Origin of the sequence: Achromobacter kerstersii, from assembly GCF_902859595.1 — a bacterium.
Lineage (GTDB): Bacteria > Pseudomonadota > Gammaproteobacteria > Burkholderiales > Burkholderiaceae_B > Achromobacter > Achromobacter kerstersii.
Genome location: NZ_CADIJQ010000003.1, coordinates 328,846 through 348,795, shown reverse-complemented (window position 1 = coordinate 348,795; position 19,950 = coordinate 328,846). Strand labels below are relative to the sequence as shown.

The following is a 19,950-nucleotide window of genomic DNA, read 5'->3' as shown; positions in this document are numbered from 1 at the left end:
CGCCGCGCATCGGAACGCAGCTCGATGGGGCACCGCGCTATCGGAACGCCGCCCAGGCCAGGCTCAGCGAAAAAAGTCCCAACACCACTGAGGCCCCGCGCTGCACTTGCGCCGGGCTGATCCACTTGATTTTTTGGTTGCCCAGCGACGCGCCGAACGCCACCCACATCAGTCCGATCGGCACCAGCAGCGCCGCGAATATCGCCATGAAGACCAGGTACGTGGACAAGTTCAAAAAGGCCGCAGGCGGGAAGATGCCGCTGGCGAACAGGATGCCTTTGGGATTCAGCAGCGTCGCCACAAACAGCGTCCGCATGCCGATCATTTGTTGCGCGGCCGATGGCACCGTTTGCGCCGCGCGCCACATGCGGATGGACAGATAGGCGATGTACACGCTGGCCGCCACGCGCACCACCGCTGGCAGCCACGGGAACGCCTGCGCCGCCTGTTCCAGAAAGCGGCCCCAGACCGTGATGGCGATCAGGTAGCCGGCCAGTTCTGCGCCGGTCAAGCGTGCTGACCGCAGGAAGCCTTGGCGCAACCCGGCCGCGGCCAACAAGGTATTGGTGGGGCCGGGCATCGCCAGAATGACGGCGACCCCTGCCAGGAACAATCCAAGCGTCGAAGCGGAGACCATGAAACCAAGGCAGACAGCTGAAGAGGCCCGTCTTGTATCACGCGGGCGCGGCGGCGGGCAAACCCTGGCCGCCCGGCCATCAGAACGGAATCGCCAGCTTCACGTAAAGCTGCGACCCTTCGGGCCGGTTCTTCACCTTGAATTCCTGCTGCCACTTGGCGGTGAACAGCCAGCCCTTGTCGTTCAGGTATCGCACCGCCGGCCCGACACCAAACGCGCGGGCGCGGCCGGCGGCGCTGTTCGGCCCGCTGTCGTCCGTTACCTGCTGGAAGGCGTGGCCGCCCACGCCCAGCACCCAGCCCTTGCCCACGCCCCAACCCAGCGCGTAGTCGGCGTGAATGGCCTGGCCGGAACGGGTGTTGGTGGCCGAGTTCGTGAAGTTGAAGTCGTACATCAGCTTGAGGTCGGCGTTAAAGCCATCGGGGCTGATGCGGCTCAACGCGAACACGGGCTGCGCCGTCCAGTAGTTCTTGCCCAGGCTGGAGGGGTCGTTGCGGTTGTACTCGCCGGTGGGCGCGTACATGTCCAGCCCAACCACGTAGTGCAGCGACGGCGACACGTGATAGCCCAGCGCCACGCCCAGCGTCATGTCGCCCAGGCCCGTGCTGCGGTAGCGTTCGCCGGCCGCCTTGAAGGTTACGTCCAGCAAGGGCGCGATGGCGTGAAAGGCCAGTTGCCCGCCCAGCACCTGCTGCTCGGTCACCCAGATCAACCGCGGCGCCAGCACGTTGACGTCGACCTTGAAGCCCGGCACCGGCACACGTTGGCCATCGTTGCCGCGCAGCGTGTCGTAGCGCGCTCCGCCGCCGTAGACCAGCATGTGCACGCCGGGCGGCGGCAGCGCGCCCGACATGAAGTTTTCCAGGCCATCGGGGTAGATGCCCAACCCGCCCCCTTCGGTAGCCGACGCCGCCCCGCTAGCCAGCGCCAATGCCACGGCACAAGCCAGCCGCCGGGGTTCAAAGTGTGTGCTCATGTTCCGCTCCTGCCCGCACGGGGCGCCAGATGTTGCGCGACGAGATAGCCGGAGCCGCCGCCCAGGCCGGGGCCGGGATGGGTAGAAGCGCCGATATGAAAGAGGTTGCGCAGCGGCGTGCGATGCCCGCGCGCGCCGTGGTTGCCGGCAAAGGGCCGCAGCCAGAAAAACTGGTCGGGCGAGCACACCCCTGAATACGGATCGCCGCCAACCAGATTGACGTTCATGCCTTCAAGGTCGGCGGGTGAATAGCTGCGGCGGCCCACGATGCGGCCGGCAAGGCCCGGCATCACGCCTTCCAGACGCGCTTGCACGCGGTCGGCAACGGCTTCGCGCAGCGCATCGGTCCAGCGGCCGTCCGCCGGCACGGTGATCTGGCCCGCCGCGTCGCCTTTGACGCGCACCGGCAGCTCTTGCATCTGCACCCACAAGATCCACCCCCCGTCCGGCGCGCGCGAGGGGTCCACGGCAACGGGCTGGCCGATGGCCAAGGTGGGCCGCGCGGGCAACAGGCCGTTGTTGGCCTCGGTGACCGACAGGCAGACCTGCTCCATGCTTTCCGTCAGATGCACGAGCGGCACGTGGCGCAGTTCCGGCGTCAGCCAATCAGGCGGCGCATTCAGCGCGAAGTGAATCTGCATGCCGCCCCGGCCGTAGCGATACGCGGCGGCGCGCTGGCGCACGGGCGCGGGCGCATCCGGCAGCAGCTGTTCATACAACTGGCCCGGCGTCACGTTGCACACCACGGCGTCGGACGCGGCGTACTCACGGCCGTTCGCCACCACGCCCACCGCGCGGCGCTTGCGGCCATCGCCACGCGTCAGAATGCGTTCGACCGTCGTGCCGGTCAGCAACTGCCCGCCGTGTTGTTCGATCACCTTGGCCAGTGCGGCGACGATGCCGCTGCCTCCGCCCTTCACCACCGGCATGCCGCCCGCCACCACGGCCGCAAACGTCAGCTTGCCGATCAGCGCGGACGCGGCGTCATCCGGACCCAGGCCCGTGTGCAACACCCACGGCGCGATCAGGGCGCGCACGGCGTCGGACTGCAATGCGCGTTCGGCCCAGCGGCGAAACGGCTCCATCGAGTCCGCGGCAAACGCGGCCAAGCCGTCCGCACCGCGCTTGCGCCATTCCTTGAACAACAGCTTCACCATGCCGGCGCCATAGGGGTTCTGCCCCAACAGGCCGAAGGTCAGCGCGGCATCTTCGCCAAACAGACGTTGCGCCATATGCGCAAAGGCCGTGCCGTCGCCCGGCGCCCAGGCGTCCAGCCGGCGCGCGGTGTCTTCGATGTCTTGCTTGAGCGCCAGGCCGGAACCGTCGGGCAGCACCAGGCCCGTCGTGTAATCGCCCTGCATGAATTCCAAACCGGCCGCATGCAGCGCGGGTTTCAACGCCGCGTAGGCGGGGCTTCCCACAAACAACGGATACCAGCAAGACAGCACGTCGTGCCGATAACCGGGGAAAAGTTCTTCGGTACGGATGCAGCCGCCCAGCCGGTCGTTGCGTTCCAGCACCAGCACGGATTTGCCGCGCTGCGCCAACAGCGCCGCGCACACCAATGAATTCATGCCACTGCCGACGATGATGATCTGCGCCGCTGACCGGGTCGCCATGACTTGCTCCAACGTGAAGTGGGGGGGTGCTGCTAGGCGGCGGTCAGCGCGGTGAAGCGCCCGGCGTGGAACACCAGCGGTGTTGCCACGGCGCTGGCCGCGCTGGCCACGCGCAGCACGCGGCCAAACAGCAGCAGATGGTCGCCCGCCGGGCTTTGCTGATCGTTGGCGCAGACCAAGGTGGCGACGGCCCCGGCGATGGCAGGCACGCCTTCGGGCACTTCATGCAGCGGTGTGCCGTCGAATTTGTCCGGCACGGCGGAACTCGCAAAGCGCATCGCCAGCGCTTCCTGCCCGCAGGCCAACACGCTGATGGTGAAGTGGCGGCAATCCCGAAACGCCGCCAGGTTCGGCGAGTGGTTCACCAGGCTCCACAACACCAGCGGCGGGTCCAGCGATAGCGAGGCAAAGGAATTGATGGTCAGCCCGACATTGCGCCCGTCCGGGCAACGCGTGGCCACAATGGCCACGCCCGTCGGGTAGCTGCCCAGCACGCCACGCAGGACCTTGGGATGCAGGTCCGTGCTGCCCCAGTCCAGCGGGGCCGTCATGCGGCCGCCCGCGCTGCCCGGGCTGCATTCGAGGCGATGAACGCGTCGCAGGCGACATCGTCGCGCCACCACGGGAAGAAGGCGGGCGGATGGTTGAAGCCATTGGCGATGGCGCTGGCCAGCGCGGGCGCGTCATCGGCCGCCTTCAGCAGCTTCAACAGATGCGGCGCGGGTGGCATCAGCATCGAGTTGGTCCATTCCACAACCGCTTCGCCGTATTCCCAGAAGCGTTCGAACGTGCGCTGCATCCAGTCGGCGGTGAACGCGCCATCCCCGTGCGCCACAATCGCATCCAGGTAAACGGCGCACGCCTTGGTGGCGTTGTTCGACCCCTGCCCCGTGATCGGGTCGTTGGTGACCACCGCGTCGCCCAGCCCGAACACGAGCCGGCCCGACGGCAAGGTCATCACCGGCTTGCGCACGGTGGGCGCGAAGCTGCCGGCAAGAATGCCATTGGCGTCGGTCAGTTCCACCGCGCCGCAGCGTTCGGCTTCCCACGGCAGATACGTGCGCAGAATGTTCAGGCTTTGCGCCAGATGTTCCTGCGGTGACTTGATGTCGCGCCAGCAGTCCATCGGCCCGCCGGGAATGCCTTCGAACACCATGATTTCGCAGGGGCCGCTTGTGGTCAGCGCGGGGAACACAAAGTATTCGCCCACGCCCGGAATCAGGTTGAACGCCACGCGGGAATAGTCCGGCGCGGGGCGCATGCCGCTGACATACGTCAGCGCCAGCGCGCGTTGCGGCCGGTCAAAGCGCGAGCGCTGCGCATCGCGTTCGAACAGTTTGACCACGTCGCCCTTGCCTGCGGCCAGCAGCACAAGGTCATGCGACGCCGCCAGCAGTTCCAGCTCGGCCACGCCCCCGTCCTGGATCAGCAGCTTGCCGCCGCGCGCTTCAAACAATTCCATCCACGCCGGCATCTTGATGCGCTGGTCCACGGCTTGCGCCGGCTTGTCCAGCCGCGCCACCCAGTCAATCACCTTCTGGCCCGGTTGTTCGGGATGCGGCACGGCCAGGCCGATGCCGTCGACGGTGGGGCAATCGGCCTCCCACAGGTTCAGGCCCAGGTCACGCTCCACCTGCAACGACGCATCAAACATGCATTGGCTGGACATCACTTTGCCGTTGCGGATGTTGTCGGGGTCGCGGTTGGTGACGACCGTCACCGCGTATCCCTTGTCCAGCAGGCCCAACGCCAGGGGCAGTCCGGCCTGCCCGCCGCCCACGATTGCGATTCGACGCATCATTACTCTCCTTTGGATTGCTGGCTCCGCCGCTGCGCGCGCGGGCCGGTAGTGGCAAGGCGGCGCGCTTACTCGGCCAGACGCGGGATGGCGGGACGCGCCTGCTCCGGGCCCATGGCGGAATAGCCGCCATCCACCGCGTAGTCGGCGCCGGTCACGAAACTGGCGTGGTCGGACAGCAAAAACGCCACGACTTCGGCCACTTCCGCCGGGTCGCCCGCGCGGCCCAGCAGGTGGTAGTCGGCGGCAACGCGGTCGGTCTTGGCGCGGTCGCCTTGGGTCAGCTCGTCCATCACGCGCGACCATGTCCAACCCGGCGAGACGGAATTCACGCGGATGCGGTCGGCGGCGTAATCCATCGCCAGGCTGCGGGTCACTTGCAGCAGCGCGGCCTTGGATACGGGATAAAGCCATCGGCCCGTCTGCGCCACGCGCGACGAGATGCTGGTGAAGTTGACGATGGCGCCGCCGCCTGCGGCGACCAGATGCGGGTGGACCGCACGCGCCGCCATCACGGCGCTGACCACGTTGATGTCCAACGCGCGCAACCAGTCGGCGCGGCCGGATGCAGCGCCGTCGTCCAGATAGGTGGCGGCCAGGTTGACCAGATAATCGATGCGCCCGAAGTGGGCAGCCACATCCGCCACGCCGCGCGCCAGTTGTGCGTCGTCGGTGATGTCCACCGGCCAGAAGCGCGTGCCTGCCTTGCCGGCCGAGGCGACGCGTTCGCCGGCCTTGTCAGCCGCGGCCACGCGTTCGCCATTGGCGGCGTCGATATCGAAGAGCGCCACGCGCACGCCCTTGGCGCGCAATACGTGGACAACGCCCGCGCCGATCAGCGTGGCGCCGCCCGTCACAATGGCGACTTTGTTTTCCAGACCTTTCATCGCATCACCTCATCGCAGTGCTGATTGGATGAGGTGAATACTGGCGCTGCGGACGGCCGCCCCGGTAGCCAGATCCGGCGGCGGCTATCCGCCGACTGCGGCTATTCGATGAAAGTCTGATCTATGTCGACGGACCTGGCCGAAATTCGCGGCGCCTGTCCGATTCCTGCAAGCGCGCGGCGCCGCCCTACCCCACCCGCCGCCACACACTGGCCAGCCAAGGCTGCTGCTCACGCGGCAAGCCATCCGGCCGGTAATAGTGTTCCAGCTCTTCAAAGCCCGCGTTTGTCATCAACGCGCGCCAGCCGTCCAGGTCGTGATACGCGCCATAGCGCCCGCGATTCCACCCTTCCTGGTTGCCACCGCGCGGGTTGGAGCTGAACAGCACGCCGCCCGGCCGCAACGCCGTCCACAATTCGCGCAGCACACGCGGCAATTCCTGGCCCGGCACATGGAACAGCACCGCGTTGGCGTAGATGCCGTCAAAGCGCTCGGCGGGCAGCGCCAGTTGCAGGAAGTCCTGCTGCCAGACCTCGCAGCCGCTGGCCGCGCGCGCCATATCGACGAAACTGGGCGTGCCGTCCAGCCCCACCGGCCGGTGCCCCAAGGCGGCAAAGGTCTTGAGATCGCGGCCGGGGCCGCAGCCCAGGTCCAGGATGTCGTAGGGTGGTGCGCCCGGGATATGCCGAAGCAAGGCCGCGATGTTCTGGCTGACGTCGTGGTCGCGGGTGCCCGCTTCAAACGACACCGCGTTCTCTTCGTAATGCGCCAAGGTCAATGAGGAGATCTTGGCCAGGTCTTCCGGATCGAGTTTCATGAACGCATTGTGCCTTGTGATCTGCGGCGGGGTGGTGCGATCCGCCCAGCGGAAAAGAAAAAGCCCGCGCGCCGATGGGGCGCGCGGGCAGATCAGAGTGCGGTTCAGCTAACCGGCACCGGCTAAACGCTCAGCTACACATTCAGCACACCGGTCCAAGCCTGGCAGATCAGGCCGCCAGTCGTCCTTCGATCTTCGTCTTGGTGGACGGCAGGTCTTCAGGCAAGCCCGCCGCCAGTTGGGTAAACAGCTCGTCGTGCAGCGCCAGCTCGTCGCGCCACGCGCCGGCATCCACCGACATGACTTGCTCAAACTTGTCGGGCGTGAATTCCAGCCCGGTCCAGTCGATGTCCTGGTAGCTGGGCGACACGCCAAACACCTGGTCCACACCCTTGGACTGGCCGTCGATGCGGCCCAGCATCCAGCGCAGCACGCGCATGTTTTCACCAAAGCCCGGCCACACGAACTTGCCATCTGGGCCCTTGCGGAACCAGTTGACGCAGTAGATGCGCGGCAAGGTGGCGCCGGTGGCTTCCAGTTGCTTGCCCAGCTTCAGCCAGTGGTTGAAGTAGTCGCTCATGTTGTAGCCGCAGAACGGCAGCATGGCGAACGGGTCGCGGCGCACCACGCCTTGCTGCCCGGCGGCGGCGGCGGTGGTTTCCGAACCCATGGTGGCGGCCATGTAGACGCCTTCGACCCAGTTGCGCGCTTCGGTCACCAGCGGCACGGTGGTGGAGCGGCGGCCGCCGAAGATGAACGCGTCGATGACGACGCCCTTCGGGTTTTCCCATTCGGGGTCGATGGACGGGCATTGCGCGGCGGGCGCCGTGAAGCGCGCGTTCGGGTGCGCGGCCTTGCGGCCGGTTTCGCGCGCGATGGCGGGCGTCCAGTCCTGGCCTTGCCAGTCGATCAGGTGCGCGGGCGGCGTGTCGGTCATGCCTTCCCACCAGACGTCGCCGTCATCGGTCAGCGCCACGTTGGTGAAGATGACGTTGGCCTTCAAGGTGGCCATGGCGTTGAAGTTGGTCTGCTCGCTGGTGCCCGGGGCCACGCCGAAATAGCCGGCTTCCGGGTTGATGGCGTGCAGGCGGCCGTCGGGGCCGGGTTTGATCCAGGCGATGTCATCGCCAATGGTCGTGACCTTCCAGCCGTCCATGCCTTGCGGCGGAATCAGCATGGCGAAGTTGGTCTTGCCGCAGGCGGACGGGAACGCCGCCGCCACGTGGTACTTGCGGCCCTTGGGCGAAGTCACGCCCAAAATCAGCATGTGTTCGGCCAGCCAGCCCTGGTCGCGGCCCATGGTGGACGCGATGCGCAGCGCGAAGCACTTCTTGCCCAGCAGCGCGTTGCCGCCGTAGCCGGAACCAAAGCTCCAGATTTCGCGGCTCTTGGGGAAATGCACGATGTACTTGGTGGGGTTGCACGGCCAGGCCACGTCGGCTTCGCCGTCGGCCAGGGGCTTGCCCACGGAATGCACGCAAGGCACGAAGTCACCATCGGCGCCCAGCACGTCATACACCTGCTTGCCCATGCGCGTCATGATGCGCATGTTGACGGCCACGTACGGGCTGTCAGACAGTTCAACGCCAATGTGGGCGATGTCGGAGCCCAGCGGGCCCATCGAGAACGGCACGACGTACAGCGTGCGGCCGCGCATGGCCCCGTCGAACAGGCCGTTCAAGGTGTCGCGCATCTCGGCCGGATCGGCCCAGTTGTTCGTGGGGCCGGCGTCTTCCGGCCGGTCGGAACAGATGAAGGTGCGGTCTTCCACGCGCGCCACGTCGGACGGGTCCGAGCACGCCAGGAAAGAATTGGGCCGCTTGGCGGGGTTGAGCCGGCGCATGGTGCCGGCTTGGACCATCTGTTCACACAGGCGGTCATATTCTTCTTGCGAGCCGTCGCACCACACGACGCGATCCGGCTTGGCCAGTGCAACAAAACTGGCTACCCAGTCGACCAGGCCGCGATGCTTGACGTAGGCTGGCACGTTCAACGCGGCCAAACCCCCATCCAATGGCTTATTCATTGGGGCTATCTCCATGCTTTGACTAATGGTGATACGGCCCCAATTGTGTGGGGCCGTATGCAATTTGCGCCATCATACTTGCAGCGCTGGGCAACCCGTCAACCCATCCACATGGACGAGATTGTCACGGGTTGAGACGGCTCAAGCATAGGTGCCGTCACGCAGCTCCCTGCGGATGATCTTGCCGGTGGCCGTAGTTGGCAAACTGGTTACAAACCGGATGGCGCGCGGGTACTCATGGGCGGCCAGCCGGGTGCGCACGTGCGCCTGCAAGGCTTTGACGAGTTCGTCATTGCCCTCGACGCCCTCATTCAGCACCACATAGGCCATGACGATTTCGGTACGCTGCGCATCCGGCACGCCCACCACCGCCGCCATGCGCACGGCGGGGTGACCGATCAGGCAGTCTTCGATGGGGGCCGGGCCGATGCGGTAGCCCGCGCTGGTGATGACGTCGTCGTTGCGGCCCACGAAACGGATGAAGCCCTGGGCGTCGCGCACGCCCAAGTCGCCTGTCAGCAAGACGTCGCCCACGAATTTTTCGGCGGTGGCCTCGGGGTTGTTCCAGTAGCCCAGGAACATGACCGGGTCCGGCCGCAGTACGCCGATGTTGCCCTCTTGTCCATCGGCCACTTCAACGCCTTGGTCATCCACAATAACCACCCGATGGCCCGGCGCGGCGCGGCCGATTGACCCGATTTCCGGGTCAAACAGCGACGAGCACGACGACACCAACATATTGCATTCGGTCTGACCGTAGAACTCGTTGATGGTCACGCCCAGCACGCGGCGGCCCCAGTCGATAAGTTCAGCGCCCAGCGATTCCCCGCCGCTTGCCACCGAGCGCAGCGCCAACGGCCTCGCGCCTTCCGGGTAAGCCGACCCGCGCATCATCTTCAGCGCGGTGGGAGGCAGGAAGGTGTGCGTCACGCCGTGGCGCGCCATCAGCTCCAGGGCAGACGTGCCGTCAAACTTTTCGAAGCGGCGCGCCAGCACCGGCACGCCGTGGTGCCAGGCGGGCAGCAACACATCCAGCAGCCCGCCAATCCAGGCCCAGTCGGCCGGCGTCCACATCAGGGCGGCGTTCTCGGGGAAAAATTCATGCGACATCTCCACGCCCGGCAGATGGCCCAGCAACACGCGATGCGCGTGCAGCGCGCCCTTGGGCTTGCCGGTGGTGCCGGATGTGTAGATGATCACGGCCGGGTCGTCGGCCGCCGTCTGCACCGGGGTGTAGTCGGGGGACTCGGCGGCCAGCGCCGGGTGAAACGGCACGGCCTCGCCGTCGCCGTCGCCGTCACCATCAATGCAATAGATGACTTTCAAATCCGGCAGGCTCGCGCGAATCTCGCGCAGCTTGCGGCAACCTTCCGTGTCTGTCACCAGCGCGGCCGCGCCGCTATTGGCCAGCCGGTACTGAATGGCGTCCACGCCAAACAGCGTAAAGAGCGGCACCGCCACCGCGCCCATCTTGTAGACGGCGATATGGGTCATGGCCGTTTCAGGCGCCTGCGGCAAATACACCGCCACGCGGTCGCCGCGCCGCACGCCGTGGCGGGCCAGGCTGTGCGCCAGGCGGTTGGACTGTTCCTTGATGTCGTCAAACGAGTAGCGCGTTTGCGCGCCGTCGCTCTTTTCGAAGATCAGGGCCAGGCGGCCGCTGCCGTCGGCCCATTTGTCGCAGGCGTCGACGCCGATGTTGAACGCCGCCGGCACCTGCCATTGGAATTCGGACACAAGCTGCTTATAAGATCCGGCTCGGGACAGCATGATTTTGTCTCTGATGTTGTTATGGATTCATCCAGGGGCTTGCTCTACCGGCTTGACCCTGGCTCAATAATAAGCTCCGCCTACCCGCCCCACCGCCGTCCGCATGGAAAAAACCCCCGCCGTACCGATACGCCGCCCGCCTGCCAGCGCCAAGTCCGAGCAGCGGATACGCGACATCCTGCACATGGCCCGCCAGGTCTTTTCCGAGGCCGGCTTCCAGGCCGCCACGACGACCGACATCGCGCAGCGGCTGGGCGTGTCCGAAGCCACCATCTTTACGTACTTCGGCGGCAAACGTGAACTGTGCGTGCGGGTGATCGGCGATTGGTATGACGAAATCATCGCCAAGGTGGAAGACAGCCTGCCCCATGTGCAGGGTGCGCGCGCGCAATTGCACTATCTGGTGCATGCGCATTTGCGGCATCTGCTGGCCGAGGGGCCGGGGCTGTGCGCGTTCATTTTGTCCGAAGGGCGCGCGCGCAACGATGATTTCGGCGAGGTCTACGCCGGGCTGCAACGCCGCTACACCGCGCCGCTGATGCGAATTCTGGCGCAGGGCCAGGCGGACGGCGACATTCGGCGCGACATGCCGCTGCGCTTGCTGCGGTCCACCGTGTATGGCCCGATGGAGCATGTGCTGTGGGACGCCATTCTGCGCGGCGCGCGCGTGGACGTGGCCGCCACCGCCGACCAGTTGGTCGGCTTTCTGTGGCAGGCCTTGCAGCCGCCGCGCCAGGACACGCTGGCGCTGGCCCGGTTCCGCGGCGAAGTGCGCGACGCGCTGCATCGGCTTCAGGCGTCCGAAGCGTCGGACGAATCAGACGAACCCGGCGCGGGTTCTGCAAACAAGGACGGCGCCACGTACTGAGGAAAACCGTTGTAGACCTCGCCGCGTTCGGCGGGCTGCAACGTCCACGAATGGCGCGCGTTGGGCACCCCGCCATCCACCCGGATGACGCTGCCGTTGATGAAGGCCGCCGCGGGCGACAGCAGGAACACCACCGCTGCCGCCAGCTCGGCCTCGGTGCCGAAGCGCTGTAGCGGCACCTTCGTTTTCAGCTCGCGCAGCACCGCGCGGTAGTGGTCGTCGTAGCTGTCCATGCCACTGGACGCGATCCAGCCCGGCGCCACCGCATTGACCCGCACCCCGGCATGCGCCCATTCGCAGGCGGCGGTTTCGGTCAGGTTCCACACCCCGGCGCGCGCCGCCCCCGAATGCCCCATGCCCGGCATGCCGCCCCAGATGTCGGCCAACATGTTGACGATGGCCCCGCCGTGCTGGCGCATGTGCTGCGTATAGACCTCGCGCGCCATCAGGAACGTGCCGTGCAGATTGTTCTGCACCACGGCATTCCAGCCGTTGAAACTGATGCGGTCCAGCGGCGCGGGAAACTGCCCGCCCGCGCAATTGAACAGCCCGTCGATGGCGCCATGGCGGGTCAGCACGTCAGACACCGTGGCGCGCACGCCGGCTTCATCGCGAATATCGCAGGCGTGCAGGCTGATGCGCTCGGCGGCTTCCGGATAGATGCGTGCAAGCTCAGCGGCCGCCGCATCCAGCTTGTCCTGCTTGCGGCCCACCAGCGCCAGGCGGGCGCCAAGCGCCGCAAGTTCGTGCGCGGTGCAGCGCCCCAACCCGCTGCCGCCCCCCGTCACCACAACCGTCTTGCCGTCGAACAAACCGGGCCGAAAAACCGACGCGTATCGTGAATCCGCGCCGGCATTGGCGTGGGAATCAGTGCGCGTACCGGCAGCCTGGCCGTCGGAAAGTGGATTCATGTCTCGCTCCGTTATTTTTTTGAGGATAACTCAATATTTTTATAGAAGTCATCCTGGGTGGCCCGATTTACGGCTGGAATCATCAGCTTTATCATCCAACGTAATTGAGCCAAATTCAAAATATCCGGAGGTTCCGCATGACTGTGACCACCCCGCTGTCTGGCCCGCTGTCTGCCTCGCTGTCTGCCCCGATGTCTGCCCCGCTGGACATCACCTACGACGGCGCCATCGTCCGCCTGACGCTCAACCGCCCCGACATGCGCAACGCATTCGACGAAACGCTGATCGCCGCGCTGACCACCGCCGTCAAGCAGGCGGGCGAAGACCCCCGCGTGCGCGTACTGCTGCTGACGGGCGCGGGCAAGGCGTTCTGCGCCGGCGGCGACTTGAACTGGATGCGCAAGATGGCCACCTACTCCGACGCCGACAACCGCGCCGACGCCGGCCGGCTGGCCGACATGCTGCACACCATTTGGTCATGCCCCAAACCCGTCGTCGCCTGCGTGAACGGCGACGCCTACGCGGGCGGCATGGGCCTGCTGTCGACCTGCGACATCGCGGTGGCGGCAGACAGCGCGCACTTCTGCTTGTCCGAAACCCGGCTGGGCCTGCTGCCCGCCACGATCAGCCCCTATGTGATCCGCGCCATGGGCGAGCGCGCGGCCAATCGATACTTCCTGACGGCCGAGCGCTTCGACGCCGCCACCGCGCTGCGCCTGGGCCTGCTGCACGAGGTGGTGCCGGCCGAACACTTGCACGACACCGCCAACGCCATCTGCCGCACGTTGTGCGCCAATGGCCCCGACGCCGTACAGGCCAGCAAACGGCTGGTGCGAGACTTCGCCGGGCAACCCGTCAACGCCGCGCTCATCAACGACACGGTCGAACGCATCGCGGCTTGCCGCAGCACGGATGAGGCCCGCGAAGGCGTCGCGGCGTTCCTGGAAAAGCGCGAGCCGTCGTGGCGGGTGGAGTCCGGAACTCATTCAATCTGAAGGATCTTGTTCTGGTTGCCTGCCGATTTCGGCAGCGTCAGAACAAGCACGCCGTTTTCGCAGACGGCCTTGGCGCCCGCTAGGTCGATATCCATCCGGGGACTCTGAGGGCCGGTCACTGAACATCAGCGGTGGCTGGGGCCCGAGAAACCGCGATTTTTGTGCTGCACAAAGGCCGTTAAAATGCGCGGACGCACAGTTTGCGGGCCAACAATGGCTCTTAAGTTCCACGCGAACATAGGTCCGAAAAATGGCACGACATACGCAAGATCCACTGGCTGCTGGCGCCCACCAGCCGGCACCGGCTCACCTGGCGGAAATGCTTGATAGCCTTAGCGACGGATTCATGTCGATAGACAAGTCCTGGCGCTTTACGTACCTCAACAACACCGCCGAGCGATATTTGCAGCAGGAGCGACAAAACCTCCTCGGACGCGAAATCTGGCAGTGTTACCCGGACTTGGTGAACTCCGGCTACTACCGGATCTACCGGCACACAGCGGCCACAGGACGTCCCGGCTGCCACACTGGCTATTACGCCCCGCTCCGCACTTGGTTTGAAGCGCGCTCATTTCGCCACGATGAGGGTATTACGGTGCTTTTTCGCGACGTCACGCGCGAACACGAGCACGCTGCCCAACTGGAGTTTGAAGCGAGTCACGATTATCTGACGGGGTTGGCGAATCGACGCAGTTGCATGGAAGCCCTGTCTCGTGCCGTCGCTGGAGCTGCTTTGCCAAGCACGCCGAATGACGTCTCTGTCGCGGTGCTGTTTATCGACTTGGACCATCTGAAGGAAGTCAACGACGCGTTCGGCCATGCCGCCGGTGACGCACTGCTGCGTAATTTCTCGGTAAGGCTTACCGCAAGTCTCGGACCTGCCTTTTTTGCTGCGCGCGTAGGCGGCGACGAGTTTGTTCTACTGTTGCGCAACACCACAAAAAGCGCCGCAGAAGCGTGCGCCTTCGCGGTGCTCAATGCGCTTGCCATGCCGTTCGAAATAGGCGGCCGAGCGATCTCTCTGTCTGCCAGCATAGGTATCGCGCTAATGGGAGAAGACCCCGAAACCGCCGAGACGTTGCTGAGTCAGGCCGATACGGCCATGTACGCGGCCAAGTCGGCTGGCGGGCTTCAAGTACGCACGTATGACGTGATACTGGACCGGGGCGTGCGCAACCGGGTCGCGTTGCGCTCCGATCTGCGTGCGGCATTTGCGCAGAACCAGTTCGAGCTTCATTTCCAGGCCCAGATATCTCTCGCGGACGCCACCCTGATCGGCGCCGAGGCGCTTCTTCGCTGGCGTCATCCCGAACGGGGCTTGCTGACACCTGACGCATTCTTGGCACTGCTGCTTGAGTCCCCCTACGAGGGCGTCCTTGTCGATTGGCTGCTCAATGCGGTTTGCTTGCATATCGCCGCATGGCAACAGATGGGCGTCAACGTACCGCGAATCAGCCTGAATCTATCGGCTCGGCAACTACTCGATATGGGGCTGGCAGATCGCATTCACCATGCCGTCCGGAAACACGGCATCTCTGCCGCCATGCTCGATGTGGAAATCACGGAAGACTGCCTGGTCAGCGATATCGAAATGGCGACTTCCGTTCTCGCCACGCTGAAACAAGCCGGACTATCCACGTCGCTCGACGACTTCGGTGCGGGATACTCCAGTTTGAGCTATCTGGTCCGGCTGCCTGTGGACACGCTCAAGATCGACAAATCCTTTGTCCGCGGGCTGGCGGCGTCAGAGAAGGCCTCGGCGGTAATTCGAGGCATCGTCGGTCTTGCTCGTTCGCTGGGCATGAAAACAATTGCCGAAGGGGTCGAGCACCAACATCAGGCCGATGAGTTAAAGGACGCGGGCTGCGACGCCATCCAGGGTTATCTGGTCAGCCGGCCGCTTAGCTCAGACGCCTTTGTGGAGTTTGTGCGACGTGCGTAACGGCACAGAACGGCGTTGACGCGGTCACGCCGTCGCAGCGCCAGCCTGTGCCGGCGCGTCATGGATTGCGGGTCAGCTCGATAACGAAGTCAAGAAACGCCCTGGTCTTTGCCGGCATGTGATGCCGCGACGGGTAGTAGGCGTAAAAGGGATATCGCTCGTCGGTCCATTCGGGAAACAGATTGACCAAGCGGCCCTCGGCAATCAGATGCTCGGCGCCCAGGACAAGCATCTGCGCAATCCCTGAGCCGGCCAGGCATGCATTGAGAAGCGCGCTGGGATCGTTGACCGTGAGGCGGCCTCGGGTGTCGACCAAGATGCGTTTTCGCCTGCGATGGAACTCCCACGGGAACGGCTTGCCCGTCTCCGGATTACGGAATTCAAGGCATCGGTGGTTGCCGCGTTCAAGCTCTTCCGGTTTAGCTGGTCGCCCCCAACGCGCGATGTACGACGGCGCGGCGACCGTCACAATGCCGCTATCCAGCAGTTTCCGCGCGATCAAGGTGGATGACTTGGGCTCGCCGAACCGTAGCGCAAGATCGAAGCCGTCCATGACGAGGTCACCCAGACTGTCTCGCGCGATGAACTCGATTTCGAGCTCAGGGTGCGCATCCATGAACGCATTGAGCCGCTGCCCAAGAATGATCCGGTAGAACACGGGGTCCAGATTGACTCTCAGCTTTCCGCGCACCGCCGACGCGCCACCTGCCGCGGCCGCGGCTGCTTCCTCCAGCCCTGCAAGATGAGGCATGACCTGTTCGTAAAACCGGCGGCCTTCTTCTGTCAGGGAGACGGAGCGCGTCGTCCGGTTAAAGAGCCGGATCTTCAATTTCTCTTCCAGCCGCGCAATCGCCCGACTGACGCCCGGCGGCGACATTCCTAACACTTCCGAAGCGGCGGCAAACGTCCCTGCATCGACTACCGCTGCGAACACACCAATGCCGCCGGACAGCTTCTCGCTACTGTATTTCATGGTCGCGCTCGTAGGACGGATGAGGGATAACAAGTGGTCGGCTAAAGGTCAGCACAGCATCCTCGCCCCGGACGTCCATGCTGCATACCGATTTCAATCATGCCTAATTAGTGATTCTGTGTCACTTATCTAGTGCCATCCCTGTCATTTTGTTTTGATTGGCATTTCCGCAGAATGCACCTCACCGACGCTTCGTCGATGAACGGCGCCTTTGCGGCGCCACGTTATTTATCCATGTAAGGAGAGTGGCAATGTTTGCAATTACGGGGATCACAGGCAAAGTCGGCGGCGCAGTCGCCCGCCAGCTTCTCGCGGCCGGTCAACCGGTGCGTGCGGTGTTACGCGACACAACACGAGCGGGTCCGTGGGCCGCGCTAGGCTGTGAAATCGCGACGGCTCGCATGGAAGACGCTGCGTCGCTCACCGCTGCGTTCGAAGGCGCAAAAGGTGTATTCATCCTGCCTCCTTCCGAGTTCGATCCCGAGCCAGGGTTTCCCGAGGCGCAGGCGGTGATCGATGCCGTGTCGACGGCGATTGTGAAGGCACGGCCCGAAAAAGTGGTTTGCCTGTCGACGATCGGAGCCCAGGCGCAAGAAAGCAATCTGCTCACTCAGCGCACATTGATGGAGCAGGCGTTGCGCAAGATGCCCATGCCGGTGACATTTCTGCGGCCGGGCTGGTTTATGGATAACGCAGCATGGGACGTCGCGTCCGCGCGTGACGATGGCGTTATCGCCAGTTACCTGCTGCCGCTCGACAAGCCCGTACCCATGGTCGCTACCGCAGACGTCGGGCGCGTTGCAGCCGAACTTCTCCAGCAGACCTGGGCCGGCGTACGCGTGTTCGAACTCGAAGGCCCGCGCCGGGTGTCGCCCAACGATCTCGCGTCGGCTTTCGCTCGCGTGCTCGATCGCCCCGTCCGCGCCGAGCGTGTCGACAGGCAGACCTGGGAAGCGCTGTTCCGCTCACAGGGCATGAAGTATCCGCTGCCACGGATGCGCATGCTGGACGGATTCAATGAAGGTTGGATCGATTTCGAAGGGCGCCCGGATGAAATAACCCACGGCGATGTCGAGCTTGAGACGGTTCTGGCCGAGCTTGTGTCACGTCGGGTCTGAACGAAGCGATGTGGCACATTGAGGACTGCTTACGGCCATAAGCGGGCAGCCGACGATTCCGGATATGCTGTTTCCACATACAAGCAACCGGAAATTCTAGTTCCTGGCGAAATGATGACAAACGTTCGAGCGGGCTATGAGCAACAACTATGCGACCTCGTCGAATCCTCTGAGCAACTGATGGCTGCGCTGCGGGCGGTGCGCTGCCTTGGTTTGCCCTCGTGGTGCATCGGTGCAGGGGCCATCAGATCCTTGGTTTGGGATAGCTTGCATGGCTTTCAGGAGCCCTCGAACTTGGATGACGTGGACGTTGCGTACTTTGATGCCGAAGCGCCTCTAGCTCTGGATGCCGAACTTCAAGAGCGGCTGCATTGGCTCCTTCCCTCGCTCACTTGGGAAGTGACAAACCAGGCCAGAGTGCACGAGTGGTTCGCAGAAGCGCTCGGCCAGGCGGTTTCACCCCTAACGTCTTTGGAAGATGGGCTGGCCACTTGGCCAGAGTTTGCCACTTGCGTTGGCATTTGCCTGGACGGTGATGAATCATTGAAGGTCATAGCGCCGTACGGATTGAATGACCTGTTTGAACTGCGAGTTCGGCACAACCCTCGGCGGGCGAGCGTCTCAACGTTTATGCACCGCGTGAATTCCAAGCGATTCGGCCACCGATGGCCTCGGCTTTCAATCAGTACACCCTGACCGCACATAGGACCGCTTCGGGTCGGGAACGGTCATCGACCCGACTCGACCGCCCCTCCTTACTGCTCTCGTTCCCCCGTCACTCCCATCACTTCAGTTCTGGAAAGTCCACCACGGTGTCATTCGCACGATTGAACACGTTCGTAAACGTGATGACGGCGATGGCCAATGCGATATCCACGACGGCCGCGTCTGGAAAGCCCGCCGAGCGCAAGGCCGTGAGTTGCTCGGCGTCGAGGGTGCCTCGGCCTTCTTGAAGGTGCCGGACAAACTGGATCAGCGCATCGCGCTTTGCATCGCCGGTCGGCTGCAGCGCCCTGATGGCGCGCACGGTGTCCACGGGCAGGCCCGACGCCTTGCCCGCCAAGCTGTGTGCAGCGACGCAGTAGTCACAACCGGCAATCGCGCTCACCACCAACTTGACGGTTTCCCGGTCCTGCGCGGACAGGACGCCTTGCGCCAGCACCGCGTCGGCGGACAGCATCGCCTTAAGTGCGGGCGTATTCAAGGCGCCAATGGCCGCATAGGCATTGGGGACCATGCCCACCGCTTTGCGGATAGCGGCGAAAACGTCGGCGGTTTCGCCGGAGGCGCTAGCGGCGGCGGGCGTATTGATACGGGAAGTCATTTTCTTGGTTCCTTTCAAAGTGGTGTTGCTGAAAACCGGCAGCGGTGAACCCGCCGATCCAGAGAAATTCAAGCTCTACGCGCAATGGCGGCGTTCAGGCCCAAGGCGATCAGTTCCGCCATGGCCGCCACGACGCCAATTGCCCAAATGGCGCCAGCGCCCAACACGGTGGCCCCCAGGGCGCTGCCGATTGAAAATCCGAAATACATCGTCGAGGTGTTAAGCGCTAGCGCAACGGGCGCTTGTGAGGGGACGCCCGCGCCGATAAGCCGTGCCATCTGCGCGGGAAAGAATGACCACACGGTGAAGCCCCACACAGCCACGGCGACCATCACCAGACCCAACGAAACGCCCGATGGCAGCGTCGTTGCAACGGCCAAAGCCAGGAACGACAACGCCAACAGCACGAGCGACCCGCGCACCACCGTGTCAGCCCCGAAGCGATCATTGAGGACCCCACCCGTCATGACCCCAGCCGCTGCACAAAGCCCCCAGAGCGAGACAGACGCTGTGATCTCCAATGGACCAAAGGCCAACACGGCGCTCAGATACTCGGCGATATACGGGTAGGCAGCAAAGGCGCCAATCGACCAGAACAGGCTGACCGCCAGCAAGCGCAACACGGAACGCTGCGCCACCACCGAGACACGTTCGCGCAAACTGGCCACCGCGATGCCCTGCCCCGCGTCACGGTCGATGCCAGTCAAAATGCCTGCAATGGCCACCAGGCTCATCGCGCCGACCAGCAGAAAGGTTGCCCGCCAGCCGAACGCGTGGCCGATCAGTCCGCCAAGCGGCAGGCCCAATGCGATGGCCAATGTCTGCCCCCCGCTGACAATGGCAAGCGCACGCCCCCGCATCGTGGGTGGGACGATGACGCCGGCCAGGCCATTGGCGGCGGGCACATATAGCCCCGCCGCAATGGCCATCAGCACGCGCGCGGCGATCAGCACGGTGAACGACGAAGACAGCGCGGCCACGACGTTGCCAATGGCGAACAGGGCCATCGCAATCAGCAGCACCTGCTTGCGCGCCATGCGGCCGGTGGCCACGGTGGTCACCGGCGACGACAATGCCAGCACCAGCGTGAACACGATCACCAACAGGGCGACCGTGGGAACGGGCAGCGCAAAGTCCTTCGCCATGACCGGCAGCAAGGGCGCGATCATGAAGCCTTCGGTGCCAATGGCGAACGTTCCCAAGGCCAGGAATCCCGCCGGCAGCAACACCGTGCGCGAATCGTCGGCAAGCGTTGCGGTCATGACGCAACTCTCCTAAAAATGCAGTCT

18 protein-coding genes are annotated in these 19,950 nt (G+C 64.5%); 5 read left to right on the top strand and 13 right to left on the bottom strand.

Annotated features, from left to right (window positions below; translation table 11 throughout):
- Nucleotides 1-37: 37 nt before the first annotated feature.
- The 9 genes from HV765_RS13005 to HV765_RS12965 form a co-directional block, all read right to left on the bottom strand.
- Complete coding sequence (locus HV765_RS13005; RefSeq protein ID WP_175169918.1) at nucleotides 38-637, bottom strand: LysE family translocator; 600 nt, start codon at nucleotides 635-637, stop codon at nucleotides 38-40.
- A 79-nt stretch (nucleotides 638-716) separates the two neighbouring features.
- The gene (locus HV765_RS13000) at nucleotides 717-1,613 is read right to left on the bottom strand and encodes a SphA family protein (protein WP_156336831.1); all 897 of its coding nucleotides are present in this window, start codon (nucleotides 1,611-1,613) and stop codon (nucleotides 717-719) included.
- On the bottom strand, nucleotides 1,610-3,232 hold the full coding sequence (locus HV765_RS12995; RefSeq protein ID WP_175169917.1) for a phytoene desaturase family protein: 1,623 nt from the start codon (nucleotides 3,230-3,232) through the stop codon (nucleotides 1,610-1,612). The genes HV765_RS13000 and HV765_RS12995 overlap by 4 nt, the downstream gene beginning before the upstream one ends.
- A 32-nt stretch (nucleotides 3,233-3,264) precedes the next feature.
- Entirely contained in the window at nucleotides 3,265-3,783 is a 519-nt protein-coding gene (locus HV765_RS12990) for a flavin reductase family protein (RefSeq protein WP_054426308.1), read from the bottom strand.
- Complete coding sequence (locus HV765_RS12985) at nucleotides 3,780-5,030, bottom strand: styrene monooxygenase/indole monooxygenase family protein (RefSeq protein ID WP_175169916.1); 1,251 nt, start codon at nucleotides 5,028-5,030, stop codon at nucleotides 3,780-3,782. Before HV765_RS12985 ends, HV765_RS12990 begins: the two co-directional genes overlap by 4 nt.
- Before the next feature lie 68 nt (nucleotides 5,031-5,098).
- Complete coding sequence (locus HV765_RS12980) at nucleotides 5,099-5,917, bottom strand: SDR family oxidoreductase (protein ID WP_175169915.1); 819 nt, start codon at nucleotides 5,915-5,917, stop codon at nucleotides 5,099-5,101.
- Between the two features lie 187 nt (nucleotides 5,918-6,104).
- The gene (locus tag HV765_RS12975; protein ID WP_175169914.1) at nucleotides 6,105-6,734 is read right to left on the bottom strand and encodes a class I SAM-dependent DNA methyltransferase; all 630 of its coding nucleotides are present in this window, start codon (nucleotides 6,732-6,734) and stop codon (nucleotides 6,105-6,107) included.
- Nucleotides 6,735-6,903: 169 nt separating this feature from the next.
- Nucleotides 6,904-8,760 (bottom strand): phosphoenolpyruvate carboxykinase (GTP), encoded by a 1,857-nt coding sequence (locus HV765_RS12970; RefSeq protein WP_054426312.1) that lies wholly within the window; start codon nucleotides 8,758-8,760, stop codon nucleotides 6,904-6,906.
- A gap of 141 nt (nucleotides 8,761-8,901) precedes the next feature.
- Nucleotides 8,902-10,530, bottom strand: a complete 1,629-nt coding sequence (locus tag HV765_RS12965; RefSeq protein ID WP_175169913.1) for an acyl-CoA synthetase — start codon at nucleotides 10,528-10,530, stop codon at nucleotides 8,902-8,904.
- Between the two features lie 103 nt (nucleotides 10,531-10,633).
- Between HV765_RS12965 and HV765_RS12960 the strand changes: the two genes are divergently transcribed.
- Nucleotides 10,634-11,398 carry a TetR/AcrR family transcriptional regulator gene (locus tag HV765_RS12960; protein ID WP_175169912.1) on the top strand — a complete coding sequence of 255 codons (765 nt, stop codon included), beginning with the start codon at nucleotides 10,634-10,636 and terminating at the stop codon, nucleotides 11,396-11,398.
- Here the strand turns inward: HV765_RS12960 and HV765_RS12955 are convergent.
- A complete protein-coding gene (locus HV765_RS12955; RefSeq protein WP_175169911.1) occupies nucleotides 11,323-12,309 on the bottom strand; it encodes an SDR family oxidoreductase in 987 nt (328 codons plus the stop codon). The two genes, HV765_RS12960 and HV765_RS12955, sit on opposite strands and share 76 nt — an antisense overlap.
- A 191-nt stretch (nucleotides 12,310-12,500) precedes the next feature.
- Between HV765_RS12955 and HV765_RS12950 the strand changes: the two genes are divergently transcribed.
- Entirely contained in the window at nucleotides 12,501-13,304 is an 804-nt protein-coding gene (locus tag HV765_RS12950; RefSeq protein ID WP_175170020.1) for an enoyl-CoA hydratase/isomerase family protein, read from the top strand.
- A 250-nt stretch (nucleotides 13,305-13,554) separates the two neighbouring features.
- A complete protein-coding gene (locus tag HV765_RS12940) occupies nucleotides 13,555-15,246 on the top strand; it encodes a sensor domain-containing protein (protein ID WP_254600554.1) in 1,692 nt (563 codons plus the stop codon).
- 58 nt (nucleotides 15,247-15,304) lie between these two features.
- Here the strand turns inward: HV765_RS12940 and HV765_RS12935 are convergent, their stop codons facing one another.
- Nucleotides 15,305-16,219: a LysR family transcriptional regulator gene (locus HV765_RS12935; protein WP_175169909.1), complete on the bottom strand. Its 915-nt coding sequence runs from the start codon at nucleotides 16,217-16,219 to the stop codon at nucleotides 15,305-15,307.
- Nucleotides 16,220-16,470: 251 nt separating this feature from the next.
- Between HV765_RS12935 and HV765_RS12930 the strand changes: the two genes are divergently transcribed.
- Nucleotides 16,471-17,337, top strand: a complete 867-nt coding sequence (locus HV765_RS12930) for an NmrA family NAD(P)-binding protein (protein ID WP_175169908.1) — start codon at nucleotides 16,471-16,473, stop codon at nucleotides 17,335-17,337.
- 111 nt (nucleotides 17,338-17,448) lie between these two features.
- Entirely contained in the window at nucleotides 17,449-18,033 is a 585-nt protein-coding gene (locus HV765_RS12925; protein ID WP_338077799.1) for a nucleotidyltransferase family protein, read from the top strand.
- 88 nt (nucleotides 18,034-18,121) lie between these two features.
- Here the strand turns inward: HV765_RS12925 and HV765_RS12920 are convergent, their stop codons facing one another.
- Together HV765_RS12920 and HV765_RS12915 are read right to left on the bottom strand one after the other, a co-directional pair.
- Nucleotides 18,122-18,661 carry a carboxymuconolactone decarboxylase family protein gene (locus HV765_RS12920; protein ID WP_175169907.1) on the bottom strand — a complete coding sequence of 180 codons (540 nt, stop codon included), beginning with the start codon at nucleotides 18,659-18,661 and terminating at the stop codon, nucleotides 18,122-18,124.
- Nucleotides 18,662-18,729: 68 nt separating this feature from the next.
- A complete protein-coding gene (locus tag HV765_RS12915; RefSeq protein WP_088589717.1) occupies nucleotides 18,730-19,923 on the bottom strand; it encodes an MFS transporter in 1,194 nt (397 codons plus the stop codon).
- Nucleotides 19,924-19,950: the final 27 nt, after the last annotated feature.